The organism is Methylolobus aquaticus (assembly GCF_054172105.1).
Genome location: NZ_JBSYXP010000013.1, coordinates 89599 through 105306, shown reverse-complemented (window position 1 = coordinate 105306; position 15708 = coordinate 89599). Strand labels below are relative to the sequence as shown.

Genomic DNA, 15708 nt, shown 5'->3' with positions numbered 1-15708 from the left:
TGCCGCTGCCGGAACGCCGGCTTGCAAGACATCTTTCCGATGCCGTTAAGGAGAGGCACGGACAGCGTGAAGCGTCCGCCCATCAGTATGAGCCCGAGCCTGCCGGGATCGTCACAGGCGGTTCGCTCCCACCCGCGGTCAGGGTCTGGGGGTCAGCGCAAAAGCGTTCTCGGTCATGCGGGTGACGCCGCGTTCGCGAAACCGGGGGCTGTCGTCGAGCGCGTCGGTGCGGGTGAGCGGTTCGATCGTGTGGGTTGCGCCGAAGTACTGCTCCACATCGGTATCGCTGACCGCGAACGGTGGGCCGTCCATCTGCTCCTGCGGGTAATCCAGCGTGATCAGCAGCCCCGGCAGAGGGGTGGGCGCCAAAGTGCGTAACTGCCCGACGTATTGTTCCCGCATCGCAGGTGGCAGCGCCACGAGAGCGCCCCGGTCATAGACCGCATCGACGGCGCCCAGCTGTGCTGCATCCAGTCTGAAAAAATCGCCGCACAGAATCTCGATGGTGCTCGACCGGAAGCGGCGGAACGTACCGGCGGCGTCGATATCGGGTGTCGAGTCGTGTTCGGTAAAGAATGCCGCGGCGGCGGCTGCGCTCAATTCGACGCCGACGACCCGATACCCTTGGTCCGCCAGCCAGGCCATGTCCTCGCTTTTTCCGCACAGTGGCAGCAAGACGCGCGCACCGCGCGGGAGGGCGAGCCTGAACCAGCCCTGCTCTAGCATTGGGTGGACGTGTGGCAGATGCCAGCCGGTTTCGCCGCGTTGCCAGCGTTCATGCCAAAAGTTGCTTTCCATGGGTCCATGCATCCAGGGTCAGTTGCTCTGGCAGACGATACCCCATTTCGTGTATCCCCCGTAAGCCGGATTTGCGGCAGGCGGCGGATTCCTCAACCTGCAGGCCGTTACTGCCTGAAGACTGTGGCAGGGGGAGAATTCGTTAACCGCATCAATGCAAAAGGCGCTATCATGCGGAGCTTTTACAAGTCAATCCGAGATCATTGATGCAGATTTCTCTAAACAAGGTCGTCCACATCCACTACACCCTGACGGATAACGACGGCGAGGTGCTCGACAGCTCGCAGGGCAGCGACCCGATGGCCTACATCCACGGCATGGGCAACATCATCTCCGGCCTGGAGGAAGCGCTGACGGGACGTAAAGTCGGCGATCGTTTTCAGGTGAGCGTGCCACCCGAGGAAGCCTACGGCGTGCGCGACAATGATCTCGTGCAGAAGGTGCCCAAGTCTGCGTTCCACGGTGTCGACGAAGTGCTGCCGGGTATGCAGTTCCACGCCGAGTCATCCGAGGGCATGCAACTCGTGACCGTGATCGAGGTCGAGGGCGATACGGTAATGCTCGATGGTAATCACCCGATGGCCGGCATGACATTGAACTTCGATGTCGAGGTGACCGGTATCCGCAATGCGACTCCAGAAGAACTGGACCACGGCCACGTCCATGGGGCTGGCGGGCATCACGAACACGACTGATCGTTAACGACCGCGCGCAGCGCCTGAGTTGGCTCGGGTGCTGTGGTCCCTGCCAGGGGTTCCCCGGGGAGCTCAGCTCGGGTTTCGATCAGATTCTCGATGGTCGCCGGCGTTGTTGGCTCCACCCTCGCGGCCGTTCATGCCTGGGACGGAATCAGCGCATCCCTGCGACGCGCTAGGAGGGGGAGATCTGAGCCGGTCAGATCTTCCGCAGCGTCAGCCGGTCGTTCCTCTGCGCGGTATATCTGGCCGCACGCCGAGGCTATCGATACCGACCGGGTTCACGCGAGGTGGGCCCAGAGATCGTGTTCGTCGGCCTCCTCGAATTCGACCCGAACGAACGAGCCGACTTCCAGATCGGTCGCACCGTCGATGAACACCTGACCATCGATGTCGGGTGCGTCGGCACGGCTGCGGGCCACTGCGCCCTCCTCGACGACTTCGTCGATCAGCACCGTGTCGGTGCGTCCTACCCGGTTCTGCAGCTTCGCCGCGCTGATCTGCGACTGGACGGCCATGAACCGCTCGAGCCGCTCCTCCTTGACCGCTTCGGGTACCGGATCGGGGTAGTCGTTCGCTGCTGCGCCGTTGACCGGCGAGTAGGTGAAGCAGCCGACGCGGTCCAGTTGTGCCTCGTCGAGAAAAGCGAGTAGCGACTCGAAGTCTTCCTCGGTCTCCCCCGGAAAGCCGACGATAAAGGTGCTGCGGATCGTGATGTCGGGGCATATTTCGCGCCAGCGCCGGATGCGCGCGAGGGTGTCTTCAGTGGCGGCAGGCCGCTTCATGCGTTTCAGGACATCCGGGCTGGCATGCTGGAACGGAATGTCGAGGTAGGGCAGGATCTTGCCGTCGGCCATGAGCGGCACGACCTCGTCGACATGGGGGTAGGGGTAGACGTAATGGAGGCGGATCCAGATGCCGAGGTCGCCCAGCGCTCGCGCCAGATCGAAGAAGCGCGTCCGCAGCGGTCGGCCGCCCCAGAAGCCGGTGCGGTACTTCAGGTCGACGCCGTAGGCGCTGGTATCCTGCGAGACGACCAGAAGTTCCTTCACGCCCGCGTTCACCAGACGTTCCGCTTCGTCCATGACCTCGCCGACCGGCCGGCTGACCAGTGCCCCGCGCATCGACGGGATAATGCAGAAGGTGCAACGATGATTGCAGCCCTCGGAAATCTTCAGGTAGGCATAGTGCCGCGGCGTCAGCTTGATGCCCTGCGGCGGGACGAGGCTGTCGAAATCTCCCGTCGGTGGCGGCAGGTGGGCATGCACTGCGCCGACGACCTGCTCGTAGGCGTGTGCGCCGCTGATGTCGAGCACATGTGGATAGCGTGAGCGAATCTCCTCGGCCCGTGCGCCCAGGCAGCCGGTCACGATGACCCGGCCGTTTTCGGCCAGCGCCTCGCCGATCGCGTCCAGGGATTCCTCGACGGCCGCATCGACGAAGCCGCAGGTGTTGACGACCACGAGGTCGGCATCGTGGTAGCTGGGGACCAGTGCGTAGCCGTCCGCCCGCAGCTTGCTCATGATGCGCTCGCTGTCGACGAGCGCCTTGGGGCAACCGAGGCTGACGAATCCGAGGCGGGGAAGGTTCATGGAATCACCGTGAGGCCACGGCCGGGCCGGTATTGAAGAAAGGCGAGCCGCGCGGCGCCGGCGGCCGATGTCACAAAGCGAGAATCTCGAGTCCCGCGTTGGTGTCCCCGCAGCTTGCCGCCGTCCCGCGCAGGGCCTCGAGTCCGGCGAAGTCGAACCACTGCCGGTCGGCGAGCTGCGACGGAGAGGCATTCTGCAGCGCGCGGAATATCGTCTCCACACGGCCTGGATTGCGTTTCTCCCAGCCGTGCAGCATTTCCTTCATTGCCTGGCGCTGAAGGTTCGGCTGCGATCCGCACAAATTGCACGGGATCAGCGGAAAGTTCTTGATGCGGGCGTATTCCGCGAGGTCCTTTTCACGGCAGTAGGCCAGGGGGCGGATGACAATGTGGCGCCGGTCGTCGCTGAGCAGCTTCGGCGGCATCGCCTTCAAGGTTCCGCCGTAGAACAGGTTCAGGAAGAACGTCTCGAGGATGTCGTCCCGATGGTGGCCCAGCGCAATCTTGGTAACGCCGTTCGCCGCCGCATAGGTATACAGCGAGCCGCGCCGCAGCCGCGAGCACAGGCCGCAGGTCGTTTTGCCTTCGGGGATGACGCGTTTCACGACGCTGTAGGTATCCTGCTCCAGGATGTGGAACGGAATTCCCAGGCCGGACAGGTAGCGCGGCAGCACATCGGCCGGAAAGCCGGGTTGCTTCTGGTCGAGATTGACCGCGAGGATCTCGAAATCCACCGGGGCGTTCTCGCGCAGACCCAGTAGGATGTCGAGCAGTGCGTAGGAATCCTTGCCGCCCGATAGGCAGACCATGACCTTGTCGCCGCCCTGGATCATGTCGTAGTCGGCGATGGCCTCACCGGTCAGACGGCGCAGCCGTTTCTGCAGCTTGTTGAACTCGTACCGCTCCCTGTCGCTGAGCGACAGGCGCAGTTCAGCCGCCATAGCGACGGAAGATCAGCGTCGCGTTGGTGCCGCCGAAACCGAAGCTGTTCGACATCACGGTGTTCAGGGCCGCGTTCTCGCGGTATTCGCGGACGATGGGCACGCCCTCGGCGCCCGGATCAAGGCGCTCGATATTGGCGGATGCGCTGATGAACTGGCCTTCCATCATCAGCAGCGAGTAGATCGCCTCATGGACCCCGGCCGCGCCCAGTGCATGCCCGGTCAGCGACTTGGTCGAACTGATCGGTGGGATGTTGTCGCCGAATGCAGCCTTGACGGCTTCCAGTTCGCGGATGTCGCCGATCGGTGTGCTGGTGCCATGGGCGTTGACGTAGTCGATGGTCGTGCCGGCGGTGGCCATGGCTTGCTGCATGCAGCGCACCGCGCCTTCGCCGGACGGCTGCACCATGTCATAGCCATCGGATGTCGCGCCGTACCCGACAAGTTCGGCATAGATTCTTGCACCGCGCGCCTTGGCGTGTTCGAGCTCCTCGACGACCAGCACGCCGCCGCCGCCGGAGATCACGAACCCATCGCGGTCTGCATCGTACGGACGCGAGGCATGCTGCGGCTCGTCATTGTATTTGGATGACAAGGCACCCATCGCATCGAACAGCAGGGTCATCGTCCAGTGCACTTCTTCGCCGCCGCCGGCAAACACGATGTCCTGCTTGCCGAGCTGGATCTGCTCCGCGGCATTGCCGATACAGTGCGCGCTGGTCGCGCAGGCCGAGCTGATCGAGTAGTTGACGCCCTTGATCTTGAAAGGTGTTGCGAGGCAGGCCGAGTTGGTATTCGACATCGAGCGCGGCACCATGTAGGGGCCAACTTTCTTGATGCCTTTTTCACGGAACGTGTCCCAGGCCAGTAGCATGTTGGACGTCGACGGGCCGCCCGAACCCATGATCAGGCCCGTTCGCGGGTCGGATACTTCATGCGGCTCGAGGCCTGCGTCCCCGATCGCTTCCTGCATCGCCAGATAGTTGAACGCGGCGCCATCCCCCATGAAACGACGGACTTTGCGGTCTATCAGTTCGTCGAGGTCCAGTTCGACTGGGCCGCAAACATGGCTACGGAAGCCGAGGTCACGGTACTCGTCGCTGTGACGGATACCCGAGTGACCCTTGCGCAAGGCTTCAGCGACCTGATCGCGATTGTGACCAATGCTGGATACGATACCGATACCCGTGACAACCACGCGTTTCATAGTTATTCCCTCAGAAGGCGTCCGGGGAGGTGAAGAGACCGACCCGCAGGTCGGTGGCCTCGTAGATCACGCGGCCATCGCATTCCATCTCGGCATCGGCGATGCCCATGACCAGCTTGCGCATCATGACTCGTTTCAAGTGGATACGATACAGGACCAATTTGTTGTGCGGCAGCACCTGACCACGGAATTTGACCTCGCCGACGCCGAGCGCACGCCCGCGTCCCTGGCCGCCCATCCATCCGAGGTAGAAGCCGACCATTTGCCACATCGCGTCGAGTCCCAGACAGCCCGGCATGACCGGGTCGCCCTCGAAATGGCATCCGAAGAACCACAGGTCCGGCTTGATGTCCAGTTCTGCCAGCATCAGCCCCTTTTCGTACGGCCCCTCGGTCGCATTGATGCGGGTGATGCGATCGAACATCAGCATCGGCGGCATCGGCAACTGGGCATTGCCGGGCCCGAATAGCTCGCCGCGACCACAACGAAGCAGCTCCTCCCGATCGTATTGTTCTTGACGCTGCATGAGCAGGATTCCGCGGCAGAAAAGCGCGCATTATAGCGGGAAACGCGTTTCGCGAACCATATGCGGTCTTTCCTGTCGGATCGGGGTTAGGCGGTTCACCGCGAAGAGGGGCTGTCGTAAGAGCACGCTTCCGGTACTCGGCGATCGCTGGTCACCGCCGCCGAGCGGTCAGCTCGCACTCAAGCCGCTACTTCGCAGCTATATGGGGCGAATGTTGGGATCGCGCCGATCTCGGGTTGATGGTCTGGACGTTATCGGCGGGAGAGCGCGGGTGAATCGGGCCTCTGCGAGGTGCCGGATTTCTGCCGGATTTGGTGTCGCTCAAGCACGCTTTGTGACCTGGAAGAAGATTAACGCTGAGCGGGAAATGTCACCTGAGACAGGTCATCGAATAGATTGAGCCGGCCTTTTTCGACCTCACGGACTGGTGATGGGCTGGCCGCTCGGGTGTGTAAATTGGCATACGAAGCTGCGCCGGGGGGCGAGGAGAAAAACGTTTCCGGCCTCTCGCTTCCACCTTCCCTAATCGAAAAGTGTTGGCCCTATTCGCAGAATGGCCTAAGACGATTCCGAATGCTCGGAGTCATACCTTCTGCGCTGTGTCGAAGCCCGCGGTCCGGTGTTTAATGGCGAGTATTGGCGCGAGGAACCGCTCCGCAGCTTTAAAGAGGGGATGCGTATACTGGCAGCAAGCTCGCCATTGAGACTGCCGCACGATGGTGCGGGTATTTCCCGATCGGCTCGGCCAGATCAGGTGGCGGTGTCGAGCGCCGCCGCCTGATGCCACAAAAGCGCCGCTGCGAGTTCGTCAGACCCGAAACTCGTCGACCGACCGGCCTTGGTCCACATACTCCTGCAGCCAGCGAGGCTTCACGCCACGGCCGCTCCAGGCGTTGTTTGGGTTGCCGGGGTCACGGTATTTTATCGCAACCTTGGAGCCCTTGCGGGTGTTTGCCTCGGGGGCCTGCTCGGTTATCTGGACATCGACACCGATCGTAGAGGCGAGTGACTTGATCTGGGCCAGAACATCGCGGCGGGCCTGTTGGCGTTTCGCTTCGAGCGCCTTGGATGCGTCGGCGATCAATGCGGACAGTTCCTGTTCGGAGAGTTTTGCAAAATCGGTCATGGTGAATGTCGTGCGAAGTGGAACATGATGCTGACGGGCGGCCGCGTTAGGCATAGCCAGCGGAGTAGTCGCCGCATCAGACCGTACCGGCTTATTCTATCGCTATGACGGTTAGATCAAAATACCCGGATAACATTTGGTTCAGAAATTTGATGGAAAGGTTTCTGCATTGACCCTAAGACGATGATTATTCCTCACCGCCAACTTACCCCCGACGCGCTTCGGTGCCTTATCGAGGAATTCGTAACTCGCGATGGCACGGATTACGGCGAGAGGGAGACACCATTGCAAATCCGCGTCGGCCAGGTGCAGCGGCAGCTGGAGCTGGGTAACGCGGTGATCTTTTTCGACGAGGACGAGGAATGTTGCACCATTCTTCCGGTGGAGAGGGTGGTGCCGGCGAATGGAAAACGACAGTCCGACTGAGGGGCGCGCCGGGATGTCGGGGGATCGAGCGACAGGCGCGTTCGATATCGCGGTGGTGCACCTTGAGCGCTCAGGTCCGCGTCGTGCTGGGGACCGCGCACTGCCCGGACAGTGTCACGGCGGCGGTCGGCAGATACCAGTACAGGCAGCCGTCTTGCGTTACACACCCGCCCCTCACGTAGTCCACTATGTCGCGCTTCAGCCAGACCGGGAGCGTGCGGAACTCGAGCTGCAGGCAAAACGAGATGAATTCGTCGAGTTCGGCCTCACCGGCAGGATCGAACAAGCCGGTCAGGTCGATCGGCGTCGGCAGCATCCGGAGGTCCGGTTCGACGCCACGTGTTCGCAGCCCCCGCACCAGTTCCAGACTGCTCATGGCATTGTTCTGAAGCATCGGACTGGTGCGGTCAAGCAGCGGCTCGAACAGTGGAAACATCGCGTGGACGCCGTAGGGTCCGGCGATGAAGGCCAGCACCTTGCCGCCAGATACTACCGCTGTCGCTGCATGGAGCATCGTCGCGGCGGGGTCTTCCATCCAATAAAGACTGTGTGAAAAAAGCGCGAAGTCGAAGGGAGTGCCGAGTTCGGTCATGGTCGAGAACGGGCATGCATGCACCTGATGTGGCAGTCCAAGTTGCTGCAAAGTAGCGCGGAGCGCTTCAGCATGCCGGGGATTCGGCTCGAACGCCGTGTAGTGGCCTGGGCTGCGCCCGTCGCCTTCGGCGAGCGCTTGGATCACCTGACCCGTTCCGGCACCGATATCGAGCATCCGATAGCCTTCCGGGCATTCCGCGCGGGTCATGCGCGCCAGTTCGGCGACCATCTGGGGGTATTCCAGCGAGCGTGCGACGAACACGGCGAAGGTTTCGGCATAGCGGCCGGGATCGAGCGACGGAACCGGAATCTTCGTCATCGGTGAAGGTGCGGATTGGCCAGGATGGACTGTTCCGTTGGGCGCGGCAGGGCGCAAAATCCGCTGTCCCGCACCGTGCCGAGTGTAGCAGACCTGTCGGTTGGATCGAGTTGCGCCGCGCGGCGTCAGGCCCGATGTTCCGCGGTTTTTTCGCGGTAAACAGGACTCTCATCGATCAGCCACCGGTTGACAATCCGACGTGCGGACCCGCATGCTCGCGGGCTACGCTACAGTGCGTGTCGGCATCGGACGTAGCAAGCCCGCGCGCCGATTTCCCAGCGTCGCACACCGACTTGCACCTGACTCCGAGCCTAGCGAGGTCCTGTTCATGACCATCGGATCGACTCCCGCGCTGCTCGATTGCGGAGCCTTGGCCGCCTGTCTCGGTAGCTCCGGGATCGTGGTGCTGGACGCCACCTTCTTCCTGCCGAGCCAAGGCCGCGATGCGGCCGCCGAGTTTCGCGCAGCGCATCTTCCAGGCGCCCAGTTTTTCGACATCGATGCCGTTGCCGATCACCGGTCCGCGCTGCCTCACATGCTGCCTAAGCCGGCCGAGTTCGCAGCTGCCGTGGGTGCTTTAGGCATCGGCAATGGGACTCACGTGGTGGTTTATGACGCCAACTCTTTCATGGCTTCGGCCCGCGCGTGGTGGATGTTCCGAGTGTTCGGACACGACCGCGTCTCGGTGCTGGATGGCGGACTGGCCGCTTGGAAAGCACGGGGACAGCCAGTGCAGTCGGCGCCTTCGCCGCCAGTGGCCGTGCGCCGCTTCGAAGCCGGTTTCCGGCCGGAGTTGGTGCGCGATCTGGAGGCCATGCGCCGTCTGGTCGAGGGGACGGGAGCGCAGATCGTTGATGCCCGCTCCCCCGGTCGTTTCGCCGGCAGCGAACCCGAGCCGCGTGCCGGACTACGCTTCGGACACCTGCCCAGCAGTCGCAACCTGTTCTTCAAGTGGCTGATCGATTCCGAAACCGGTTGCATGAAAGCCGAGTCCGAGCTCGCGGACGCCTTCCGGTCGGCCGGGCTCGACCTGCACGAGCCGCTGGTCACAACCTGTGGTACCGGCGTGACGGCGGCGATCCTGGCTCTCGCCTTGTACCGGCTCGGTCGCGTCGATGTCCCTGTTTATGACGGGTCATGGACCGAATGGGGTGGTCGCGCGGACACCCCCATCGCGACCGGTCCGTAGCGATCCGGCGCGGGGTTCCGGTGGCTGACCACGAGCCCGGCATCACTGTGGCCCGCCCCGTGGGCACGATCACCGAAGTCCACGGGCCGGTCGTCGTCATCGCGTGCAGCCGCCTCCCACCGCTGCGGCAGGCTCTGTACGCCGATATCGACTCCGAGACCTACCTGTTCGAGGTCCATCAACATCTCGACGAACGGCGCGTCCGCGCAATTACCTTGCATCAGACGACAGGACTCGAGCGGGGCCTCCCGGTCTACGACACCGGTGCCCCGTTGCGTGTCCCGGTCGGTGCCGATTGCCTGGGGCGCTTGCTGAATCTATTCGGCGAACCGCTCGACGGACTGCCGGCACTGGCCGCTGCCGACAGCCGGTCCATCCATTTTCCGCCGCGTCCCTTGTGGGAGTCCGTGGGGGCGGCCGGGATCCTCGAGACAGGCATCAAGGTCATCGATTTGCTGTGCCCGTTCGTGCGCGCCGGCAAGACCGGCCTGTTCGGCGGAGCGGGGGTCGGCAAGACCGTGCTGGTCATGGAGTTCATGCATGCAGTGATTGCACTGCATCGCGGCGTGTCGGTGTTCGCCGGTATCGGCGAGCGAATCCGCGAAGGTCATGAGCTTTGGCACGAACTCCGCGAAGCGGGCGTACTGGACCGTTCGTTGCTGATTTACGGCCAGATGGACGAGTCGCCCGGCGTGCGCTTTCGGGTGGGACTGTCCGCGCTGACCTATGCCGAGTATCTGCGCGACACGCTGCGGACCGAAGTGCTGTTTCTGATGGACAACGTCTTCCGTTTCGTTCAGGCGGGGAGCGAGATTTCCAGTCTTCTGGGGCGCATGCCGGCGACGGTCGGTTATCAGCCGACGCTGGCGACGGAAGTGGCGGAGATCCAGGAGCGGATCACGTCCACCCCGGCCGGTGCGATCACCTCGGTTCAGGCTGTCTACGTGCCGGCCGATGACATGACGGACCCCGCGGTCAGCGCTATTCTGAGTCACCTCGACACGACCGTCGTGCTGTCGCGCGATCAAGCCGCGAAGGGCATCTACCCGGCCGTCGATCCGCTGAAATCGGGTAGCAAGCTGATGGACCGGAGGGTGCTCGGGGAGCGGCACTACGCCGTCGCCGAGGCGGTCCGCGAGCACTTGGCCCGTTATCGCGAACTGGAGGACATCATCACGATGCTCGGTATCGAAGAGTTGTCGCTAAGCGACCGCAAGATCGTGCTGCGCGCGCGGCGGCTGCAGCGCTATCTGACGCAGCCGTTTTTCGTGACGGCCTCGCAGACCGGCCTCGCCGGCTGCAGTGTGCCGCTGCAACGGACGCTGGCCGACTGTGAGAACTTCCTGAACGGCGCTTTCGATGCCGTGCCGGAGGAGCAATGCTACATGCGCGGACCCATGCCGGATCAATGAGACCCTTCGTGCTACAGCTCCAACAGTCGACGCAGTGCGAGCGGATTGCCGGCGTTTCGTCCTTCGTCGGCGAGGACGCGTCGGGTAGCTTCGGCCTCAGGCCGGGCCATGAGCGCTTCGCGACGGTGCTGGGTTTCGGGCTGGCGCGTTTCAGGATCGCACAGGGTCCCTGGGAGTATCTCGCGGTGCCGGGCGGGGTCTTGTACTGTCGCGGGGATCAGTTGTCGCTGTGCGCCCGCCGGCTCTTTCGGCATGCCGATTATGAGGAGGTGGCGCGGGAGTTGCGCGAGCAGCTGATCGCCGAAGAGCGCGAGCTGCACGAGTTCAAGCAGTCCTTGCGTCGGCTGGAGCAGGAAATGTTGAAACGCGTCTGGCAGATCGGGCGCGACTGGGGTGGTCGGTGAAGGACGATGCGCGCTGGGAGGCCACTGTTCGGCGCCGCGTCGAGCGGATGCGGCAGGCCGAGCGCGACCGTCCGGGCCTGCTGGCCCAGACAGCCTATCTCGGGACGCTCGGCCTGATCGTCGTGCTGCCGATGGTGGGCGGCGCCTTTCTCGGCCGCTGGCTGGACGAGCGGCTGCCCGGCTTCTGTATACACTGGACGCTGAGCCTGTTGTTCGCGGGGCTGGTGGTCGGCGTCTACAGTGCGTACCTGCTGATCAAGCGGCACGAGTGACGCGATGGATGACCTGCAGCCTGGCGCCCGCACCCTGTTCACGCTCGGACCGGTCGCGATCGCCGACAGCATCGTCTACACCTGGCTGATCATGGCAGCGTTCTGGATCGGGTCATGGGCGGTGAGCCGCCGACTGCGCCAGTTGCCAGGGCCGGTGCAGGTCGTCTTCGAAGGCATCGTCGGGGCCTGCGAGAATGCTGTCAGGGAGTTACTGCCGAGGGACTACCTCCGCGTGACGCCCTTCGTGCTGAGCCTGTGGCTGTATCTCGCGGTCGCGAACCTGCTGAGCCTGATTCCGGGCTTCGAGACGCCGACCCGGGACTTGTCGGTGACGTCGGCGTTGGCCGTGCTCGTGTATTTCTCGGTGCACTGGTTCGGTATCCATAGCCAGGGATGGCGCGCTTATCTGAAGCATTACCTGAGTCCAAATCCGATCCTGTTGCCGTTCCATCTGCTCAGCGAGATCACGCGCACGGTTGCTCTCGCCGTCCGCCTGTTCGGCAACATGATGAGCATGGACATGATCGCGCTGTTGCTGCTGCTGATCGCCGGCTTGTTCGTGCCGGTGCCGATCCTGATGCTGCACATCGTCGAAGGCTTGGTACAAGCGTATATTTTCGGAACGCTGGCACTGATCTACATTGCCAGCGGCATCCAGAGCCAACTCAGTGAGCCGGAGCAGGAGAACGGCAGTTCATGAACGAGATGACGTGGTTAGTGATCGCCTCCACCGTCGCTGCGGTGTTGGGTATCGCACTCGCGGTGATGCTGCCGGCGTTGGCAATGGGCCGGGCGATCGGACAGGCGCTGGATGCGCTGGCGCGGCAGCCGGATGCCGAGAAGTCCATCATGCGAACCCTGTTCATCGGGCTGGCGATGATCGAGTCGCTGGCGATTTACGCGCTGGTGATCGTGCTGATCGTGCTGTTCCGCAATCCCCTGCTGGAGTACCTGATCAAATAGGACCGCACGCGTGGGCTTCAACCCCTGGACCTTCCTGCTGGAGGTCATCAATTTTCTGATCCTGGTGTGGATCCTTGGTCGTTTCCTGTACCGCCCGGTTGCCGCGGTGATCGAGGAGCGCCGGCGAGCGATCGCGTCCAGCCTGAACGAAGCCGCCGCGCAGGTGGCTCGGTCCGAGGCGCTGGAGCGCCAGTACGCAGAGCGTCTTTCCGCCTGGGAGCAGGAAAAGCGGTTGGCCCGCGAACAGTGGCTGGCGGACCTGAATGTCGAAAAGACGCGGCTGATGGACGCGTTTCGGCAAGGCCTCGAAGCCGAGCGCCAACAGGCGGATATCCTGGCGCAGCGGCGTCTTTCGGCTCAGCAGTCCGATCTGGAGCAACAGTCGCTGGAACTGGGCGGACGTTTCGCGGCACGGTTGCTGGAGCGCGTCGCGGGCCCCGAGCTGGAAGCGCGCCTGCTCGACCTGTTCATCGACGATTTGAGTCAGGTTCCGGAGGAACGCTGGGAGGCGGTGACTGCCCAGGGCGGCGACGGGGGTGGTCGCGCCCGTCTGATGAGCGCATTCCCGCTGGGAGAACAGCAGCGCGCTGACCTGCAGCAAGCCCTCAGCGCTCAGCTCGGCCACCCTGTCGCCTGCGATTTCATAACGGACCCCGGCCTGATCGCCGGGTTGCGCTTCGAACTCGGTCCGCTTTTGTTGCACGCCAACCTGCACGACGAGCTCGAGTTTTTCCGGCTGGCGGAGTGACTGCAAGGACAGCGTCGGCCGCCAGCCAGGTAATCGCTTGGGAAAGAGCGGGCGGTTGGCTCTGGGCGTCGGACCGAGTCGAGTGGCGTCGGCGCCGTCACCCCCTTGCACCGTGCGCACGAAACCGCAGTGCGCACAAAGCAGATGTACCGCGCCCATGGTGCGCGCGACGCCCCGATCCCCGGACTCAAAACGGCGCCAGCTTGATCGAATGCTTGGCCCGGGTCGCGGCCACGTAATAGACGTTGACCTCCTCGCGCAGCTTCAGCGGATCGGCATCGTCCCCTTTTTGCTTCAGCGTGCGCACCAGATCGGCTCGCGTCAGGAAGTCGTCGCGCAGCATCTCGACATGGTCGTATTCCTGGCCTTTGGCCTTATGCGTCGTCGTGAAGATGAAGTCGGCGTCTGGCCGCTCGACCAGCCGGGCCTTGATCTGTTTGTCGAACTCGAACAGCGTGCCGCCGTATCGCTCGACTAGCCCGACGATGCTCTGCAGCGATTGATTCTGGGTCTGCTGCGCGAAATCCTTCAGCGCGGGAAAGCTCTGGAACCGACTCAGGAACGGGTCACGCACCTTTTCGCGGCGACCCTGGCTCAGGAAGAATGCACCGGCCACGCGGGCATTCAGGAAGGAATAGCCGGCGTAGCCGCCCTGAAAGAAAAACCGGGCGTCGTTTTCGGACAGCCGCTCCAGACAGGCCTCGAACAGGCCGAGGTTGCTCCGTGCGATCAGGGTCAGCGGGCGCGCATCGTCCGGGGCTTTCGAGCCGAAGCGGGTCAGAGCGCGCGTGCCTTCGATGGCGACGGTCCCGGTTTCACCGAGCATCGCGTAGGCCTCATTGACTTGTTTCGCGATGTGCTTGGCCAGCCCGTCGCCGAAGCGGAAGGTCTGGCTCAGCGGCAAGGCCTTGGCCGACAGCCGCTCCAGCGAGTTGACCGCATGCCGGAACCCGTAGATCTGCTGAAAGGTATCGCCGACGAAGACCTTGCGGGCCGGCTGCCGCTCTACGACCGACAGCATCACGCTGGAGGTGTCCTGGGCTTCGTCGACCAGGATCACGTCGTAAGGGAGCGGTTGCCGGGAGAACTGGAACAGTTTCAGGTAGAAGTCATGTACCGCCGGCTGCGCGCCGCTTCGCATTTCCCCTAGCAGGGTCCGGACCAGTCCGAGCAGTTCGCCGCCACGCCGGGTCAGCAGCGCGATGACGCGGGCTTGCGGGGCAGTATCCAGCTCATAGCGCTCGAGCAACTCGTCGTCGATGCCGGGGTGAGCCGAGTTCAGGTAGTAGTTGACCAGATCCTTCAGCAGCCACGCGAACAGCAGGCCGGTCTGAGTGCGCCGGTCGGCGGCCGGGATGCAACGTTCGAGCAGGCGCCACTCGCTGAGTTCGTGCTCCAGCTCGAAGCGGCCGGCGTTGGTGTGGCGGTAGGCCAGGGCGTGAATCGTATGGACGGCGACGTGCCGCAATGCCCGCTGCGCGACCTTGGCCCTGACTTCTTCGGCGACCGACTTGTTGTAGGTCAGGTAGAGGATCGCCTGGTCGGTCCGCCGCGCCGCGTATTCGATCAGGGTCGTGGTCTTGCCACTGCCGGCGACGGCGTTGATCTTGACGATCGGAGTATCCGCCTCGATCGCCGCGCGCTGCTGCTCCGTCAAGCGCAGCGCAGACGCGGTCTTCGTCAGGGACTCGGTTTCAGGCCAGGCAGCGCTCAGGGCCGGTCCTCGCTAAGGGCGGGACGGGATCACGAACGGGTCCCGGCAATTCCCGAAATGGCTCCCGCTCTCGCGCGTCGGAATCGGACGGGTGGGCTGAGGTCCCCATTCGTACAACACATAGACCGAGGACAAGGCGCCGCCTTTGCAGCTCAGGCGCAAGCTGTCGGCCAGTTCGGGCAGCCGCGTTCGCACAACGTCGTTGAACCGCCGGCGCGTCAAGGGCTGGTCGGCCAGCGGTGCCAGCGCATCGGCGATGCGGCGGGTCGTCGCCAGCGACCAGTGAAAATAGGGCTCGGGGTCCATCGGCGAACAGGTGCCGTGCTTGACCCACTCATGACGTTCCAGGCACTTCGCGGTGCCGGCCATGTAATCCTTCAGTTCGGGCCACCAGTCCGTCCGGTAGACGTCCGGCAGGGCCGGATAGCCGCAATAACGGCCCGCGGTGCCGAATTGCTCGCGACATTCCGCCTGCGAGCAACGGCCTTGCGGATAGCCCGATTCGTAGTTGGGCCACAGGCCATGCAACTGGATGGGCGTCGGCTTCGGGAAGTCGCGGCAATCGGGTTCGGCGGCGGCCTTACGGCAATAGGTGGCGGGCACGGTTAGTTCGAGGCGGTAGACTTTCTCACGCGTCGGGTCTACCCGGCAGGATGGCTTCGCCCAGGCAACGGCGCTGCCGAGCAGGAAAGGCGTGGCGCACAGCAGAGCGAGGCGCTGTGCGGTGCGTAGGGTAAACCTTGGACGACGGCTTCGGTCGAAGTGAGGGATTGCCACAACCGC

The 15708-nt window shown here is 63.5% G+C and carries 18 protein-coding genes; 9 read left to right on the top strand and 9 right to left on the bottom strand.

Annotated elements, in window-relative coordinates; all coding sequences use genetic code 11:
• Window positions 1-138: 138 nt before the first annotated feature.
• Window positions 139-798: a thiopurine S-methyltransferase gene (locus ACW73L_RS16850; RefSeq protein ID WP_498923686.1), complete on the bottom strand. Its 660-nt coding sequence runs from the start codon at window positions 796-798 to the stop codon at window positions 139-141.
• Window positions 799-1004: 206 nt separating this feature from the next.
• Here ACW73L_RS16850 and ACW73L_RS16845 point away from each other — a divergent pair, with 206 nt between their 5' ends.
• Window positions 1005-1493 (top strand): FKBP-type peptidyl-prolyl cis-trans isomerase, encoded by a 489-nt coding sequence (locus tag ACW73L_RS16845; RefSeq protein WP_498923685.1) that lies wholly within the window; start codon window positions 1005-1007, stop codon window positions 1491-1493.
• 281 nt (window positions 1494-1774) lie between these two features.
• Here the strand turns inward: ACW73L_RS16845 and rimO are convergent, their stop codons facing one another.
• The 5 genes from rimO to ACW73L_RS16820 form a co-directional block, all read right to left on the bottom strand.
• Window positions 1775-3085, bottom strand: coding sequence for a 30S ribosomal protein S12 methylthiotransferase RimO (gene rimO, locus ACW73L_RS16840; RefSeq protein ID WP_498923683.1), 1311 nt, complete (start codon window positions 3083-3085; stop codon window positions 1775-1777).
• Window positions 3086-3155: 70 nt separating this feature from the next.
• Window positions 3156-4025, bottom strand: coding sequence for a tRNA 2-thiocytidine(32) synthetase TtcA (gene ttcA / locus ACW73L_RS16835; RefSeq protein ID WP_498923682.1), 870 nt, complete (start codon window positions 4023-4025; stop codon window positions 3156-3158).
• A complete protein-coding gene (gene fabB, locus ACW73L_RS16830; protein WP_129882709.1) occupies window positions 4015-5232 on the bottom strand; it encodes a beta-ketoacyl-ACP synthase I in 1218 nt (405 codons plus the stop codon). The genes ttcA and fabB overlap by 11 nt, the downstream gene beginning before the upstream one ends.
• Window positions 5233-5242: 10 nt before the next feature.
• Window positions 5243-5758 (bottom strand): 3-hydroxyacyl-[acyl-carrier-protein] dehydratase FabA, encoded by a 516-nt coding sequence (gene fabA, locus ACW73L_RS16825; protein WP_129882710.1) that lies wholly within the window; start codon window positions 5756-5758, stop codon window positions 5243-5245.
• An 808-nt stretch (window positions 5759-6566) separates the two neighbouring features.
• Window positions 6567-6938, bottom strand: a complete 372-nt coding sequence (locus tag ACW73L_RS16820; RefSeq protein WP_498923679.1) for an H-NS histone family protein — start codon at window positions 6936-6938, stop codon at window positions 6567-6569.
• Window positions 6939-7067: 129 nt separating this feature from the next.
• Here ACW73L_RS16820 and ACW73L_RS16815 point away from each other — a divergent pair, with 129 nt between their 5' ends.
• Window positions 7068-7310, top strand: a complete 243-nt coding sequence (locus ACW73L_RS16815) for a YheU family protein (RefSeq protein WP_498923677.1) — start codon at window positions 7068-7070, stop codon at window positions 7308-7310.
• A gap of 70 nt (window positions 7311-7380) precedes the next feature.
• On the opposite strand, the gene ACW73L_RS16810 is transcribed toward ACW73L_RS16815, so the two are convergent.
• Window positions 7381-8223: a class I SAM-dependent methyltransferase gene (locus tag ACW73L_RS16810; protein WP_498923676.1), complete on the bottom strand. Its 843-nt coding sequence runs from the start codon at window positions 8221-8223 to the stop codon at window positions 7381-7383.
• A 328-nt stretch (window positions 8224-8551) separates the two neighbouring features.
• On the opposite strand from ACW73L_RS16810, the gene sseA reads away from it, so the two are divergent.
• The 7 genes from sseA to ACW73L_RS16775 are packed head-to-tail and all read left to right on the top strand — an operon-like array spanning window position 8552 to window position 13211.
• Window positions 8552-9412, top strand: a complete 861-nt coding sequence (gene sseA, locus ACW73L_RS16805; RefSeq protein ID WP_498923675.1) for a 3-mercaptopyruvate sulfurtransferase — start codon at window positions 8552-8554, stop codon at window positions 9410-9412.
• A 47-nt stretch (window positions 9413-9459) separates the two neighbouring features.
• On the top strand, window positions 9460-10824 hold the full coding sequence (gene atpD / locus ACW73L_RS16800; protein ID WP_498923674.1) for a F0F1 ATP synthase subunit beta: 1365 nt from the start codon (window positions 9460-9462) through the stop codon (window positions 10822-10824).
• An 8-nt stretch (window positions 10825-10832) separates the two neighbouring features.
• The gene (locus tag ACW73L_RS16795; RefSeq protein ID WP_236102240.1) at window positions 10833-11228 is read left to right on the top strand and encodes a F0F1 ATP synthase subunit delta/epsilon; all 396 of its coding nucleotides are present in this window, start codon (window positions 10833-10835) and stop codon (window positions 11226-11228) included.
• Window positions 11225-11500, top strand: coding sequence for an AtpZ/AtpI family protein (locus ACW73L_RS16790; protein ID WP_498923673.1), 276 nt, complete (start codon window positions 11225-11227; stop codon window positions 11498-11500). The genes ACW73L_RS16795 and ACW73L_RS16790 overlap by 4 nt, the downstream gene beginning before the upstream one ends.
• A 4-nt stretch (window positions 11501-11504) precedes the next feature.
• Window positions 11505-12200, top strand: coding sequence for a F0F1 ATP synthase subunit A (locus tag ACW73L_RS16785; protein ID WP_498923672.1), 696 nt, complete (start codon window positions 11505-11507; stop codon window positions 12198-12200).
• Window positions 12197-12463, top strand: a complete 267-nt coding sequence (gene atpE, locus ACW73L_RS16780; RefSeq protein ID WP_139558559.1) for an ATP synthase F0 subunit C — start codon at window positions 12197-12199, stop codon at window positions 12461-12463. The genes ACW73L_RS16785 and atpE overlap by 4 nt, the downstream gene beginning before the upstream one ends.
• A gap of 10 nt (window positions 12464-12473) precedes the next feature.
• Window positions 12474-13211, top strand: a complete 738-nt coding sequence (locus ACW73L_RS16775) for a F0F1 ATP synthase subunit delta (protein WP_129882718.1) — start codon at window positions 12474-12476, stop codon at window positions 13209-13211.
• A 187-nt stretch (window positions 13212-13398) separates the two neighbouring features.
• On the opposite strand, the gene ACW73L_RS16770 is transcribed toward ACW73L_RS16775, so the two are convergent.
• Together ACW73L_RS16770 and ACW73L_RS16765 are read right to left on the bottom strand one after the other, a co-directional pair.
• Window positions 13399-14868, bottom strand: a complete 1470-nt coding sequence (locus ACW73L_RS16770) for a UvrD-helicase domain-containing protein (protein WP_498923670.1) — start codon at window positions 14866-14868, stop codon at window positions 13399-13401.
• Between the two features lie 69 nt (window positions 14869-14937).
• Window positions 14938-15702, bottom strand: a complete 765-nt coding sequence (locus ACW73L_RS16765; protein WP_498923669.1) for a ribonuclease T2 family protein — start codon at window positions 15700-15702, stop codon at window positions 14938-14940.
• Between the last annotated feature and the right edge of the window lie 6 nt (window positions 15703-15708).

Excerpts from the sequence above, each read along its gene's own strand:
- ACW73L_RS16850 (WP_498923686.1), bottom strand. The coding sequence starts at position 798 with ATGGAAAGCAACTTTTGGCATGAACGCTGGCAACGCGGCGAAACCGGC.
- ACW73L_RS16845 (WP_498923685.1), top strand. The coding sequence starts at position 1,005 with ATGCAGATTTCTCTAAACAAGGTCGTCCACATCCACTACACCCTGACG.
- rimO (WP_498923683.1), bottom strand. The coding sequence starts at position 3,085 with ATGAACCTTCCCCGCCTCGGATTCGTCAGCCTCGGTTGCCCCAAGGCG.
- ttcA (WP_498923682.1), bottom strand. The coding sequence starts at position 4,025 with ATGGCGGCTGAACTGCGCCTGTCGCTCAGCGACAGGGAGCGGTACGAG.
- fabB (WP_129882709.1), bottom strand. The coding sequence starts at position 5,232 with ATGAAACGCGTGGTTGTCACGGGTATCGGTATCGTATCCAGCATTGGT.
- fabA (WP_129882710.1), bottom strand. The coding sequence starts at position 5,758 with ATGCAGCGTCAAGAACAATACGATCGGGAGGAGCTGCTTCGTTGTGGT.
- ACW73L_RS16820 (WP_498923679.1), bottom strand. The coding sequence starts at position 6,938 with ATGCCTAACGCGGCCGCCCGTCAGCATCATGTTCCACTTCGCACGACA.
- ACW73L_RS16815 (WP_498923677.1), top strand. The coding sequence starts at position 7,068 with ATGATTATTCCTCACCGCCAACTTACCCCCGACGCGCTTCGGTGCCTT.
- ACW73L_RS16810 (WP_498923676.1), bottom strand. The coding sequence starts at position 8,223 with ATGACGAAGATTCCGGTTCCGTCGCTCGATCCCGGCCGCTATGCCGAA.
- sseA (WP_498923675.1), top strand. The coding sequence starts at position 8,552 with ATGACCATCGGATCGACTCCCGCGCTGCTCGATTGCGGAGCCTTGGCC.
- ACW73L_RS16785 (WP_498923672.1), top strand. The coding sequence starts at position 11,505 with ATGGATGACCTGCAGCCTGGCGCCCGCACCCTGTTCACGCTCGGACCG.
- atpE (WP_139558559.1), top strand. The coding sequence starts at position 12,197 with ATGAACGAGATGACGTGGTTAGTGATCGCCTCCACCGTCGCTGCGGTG.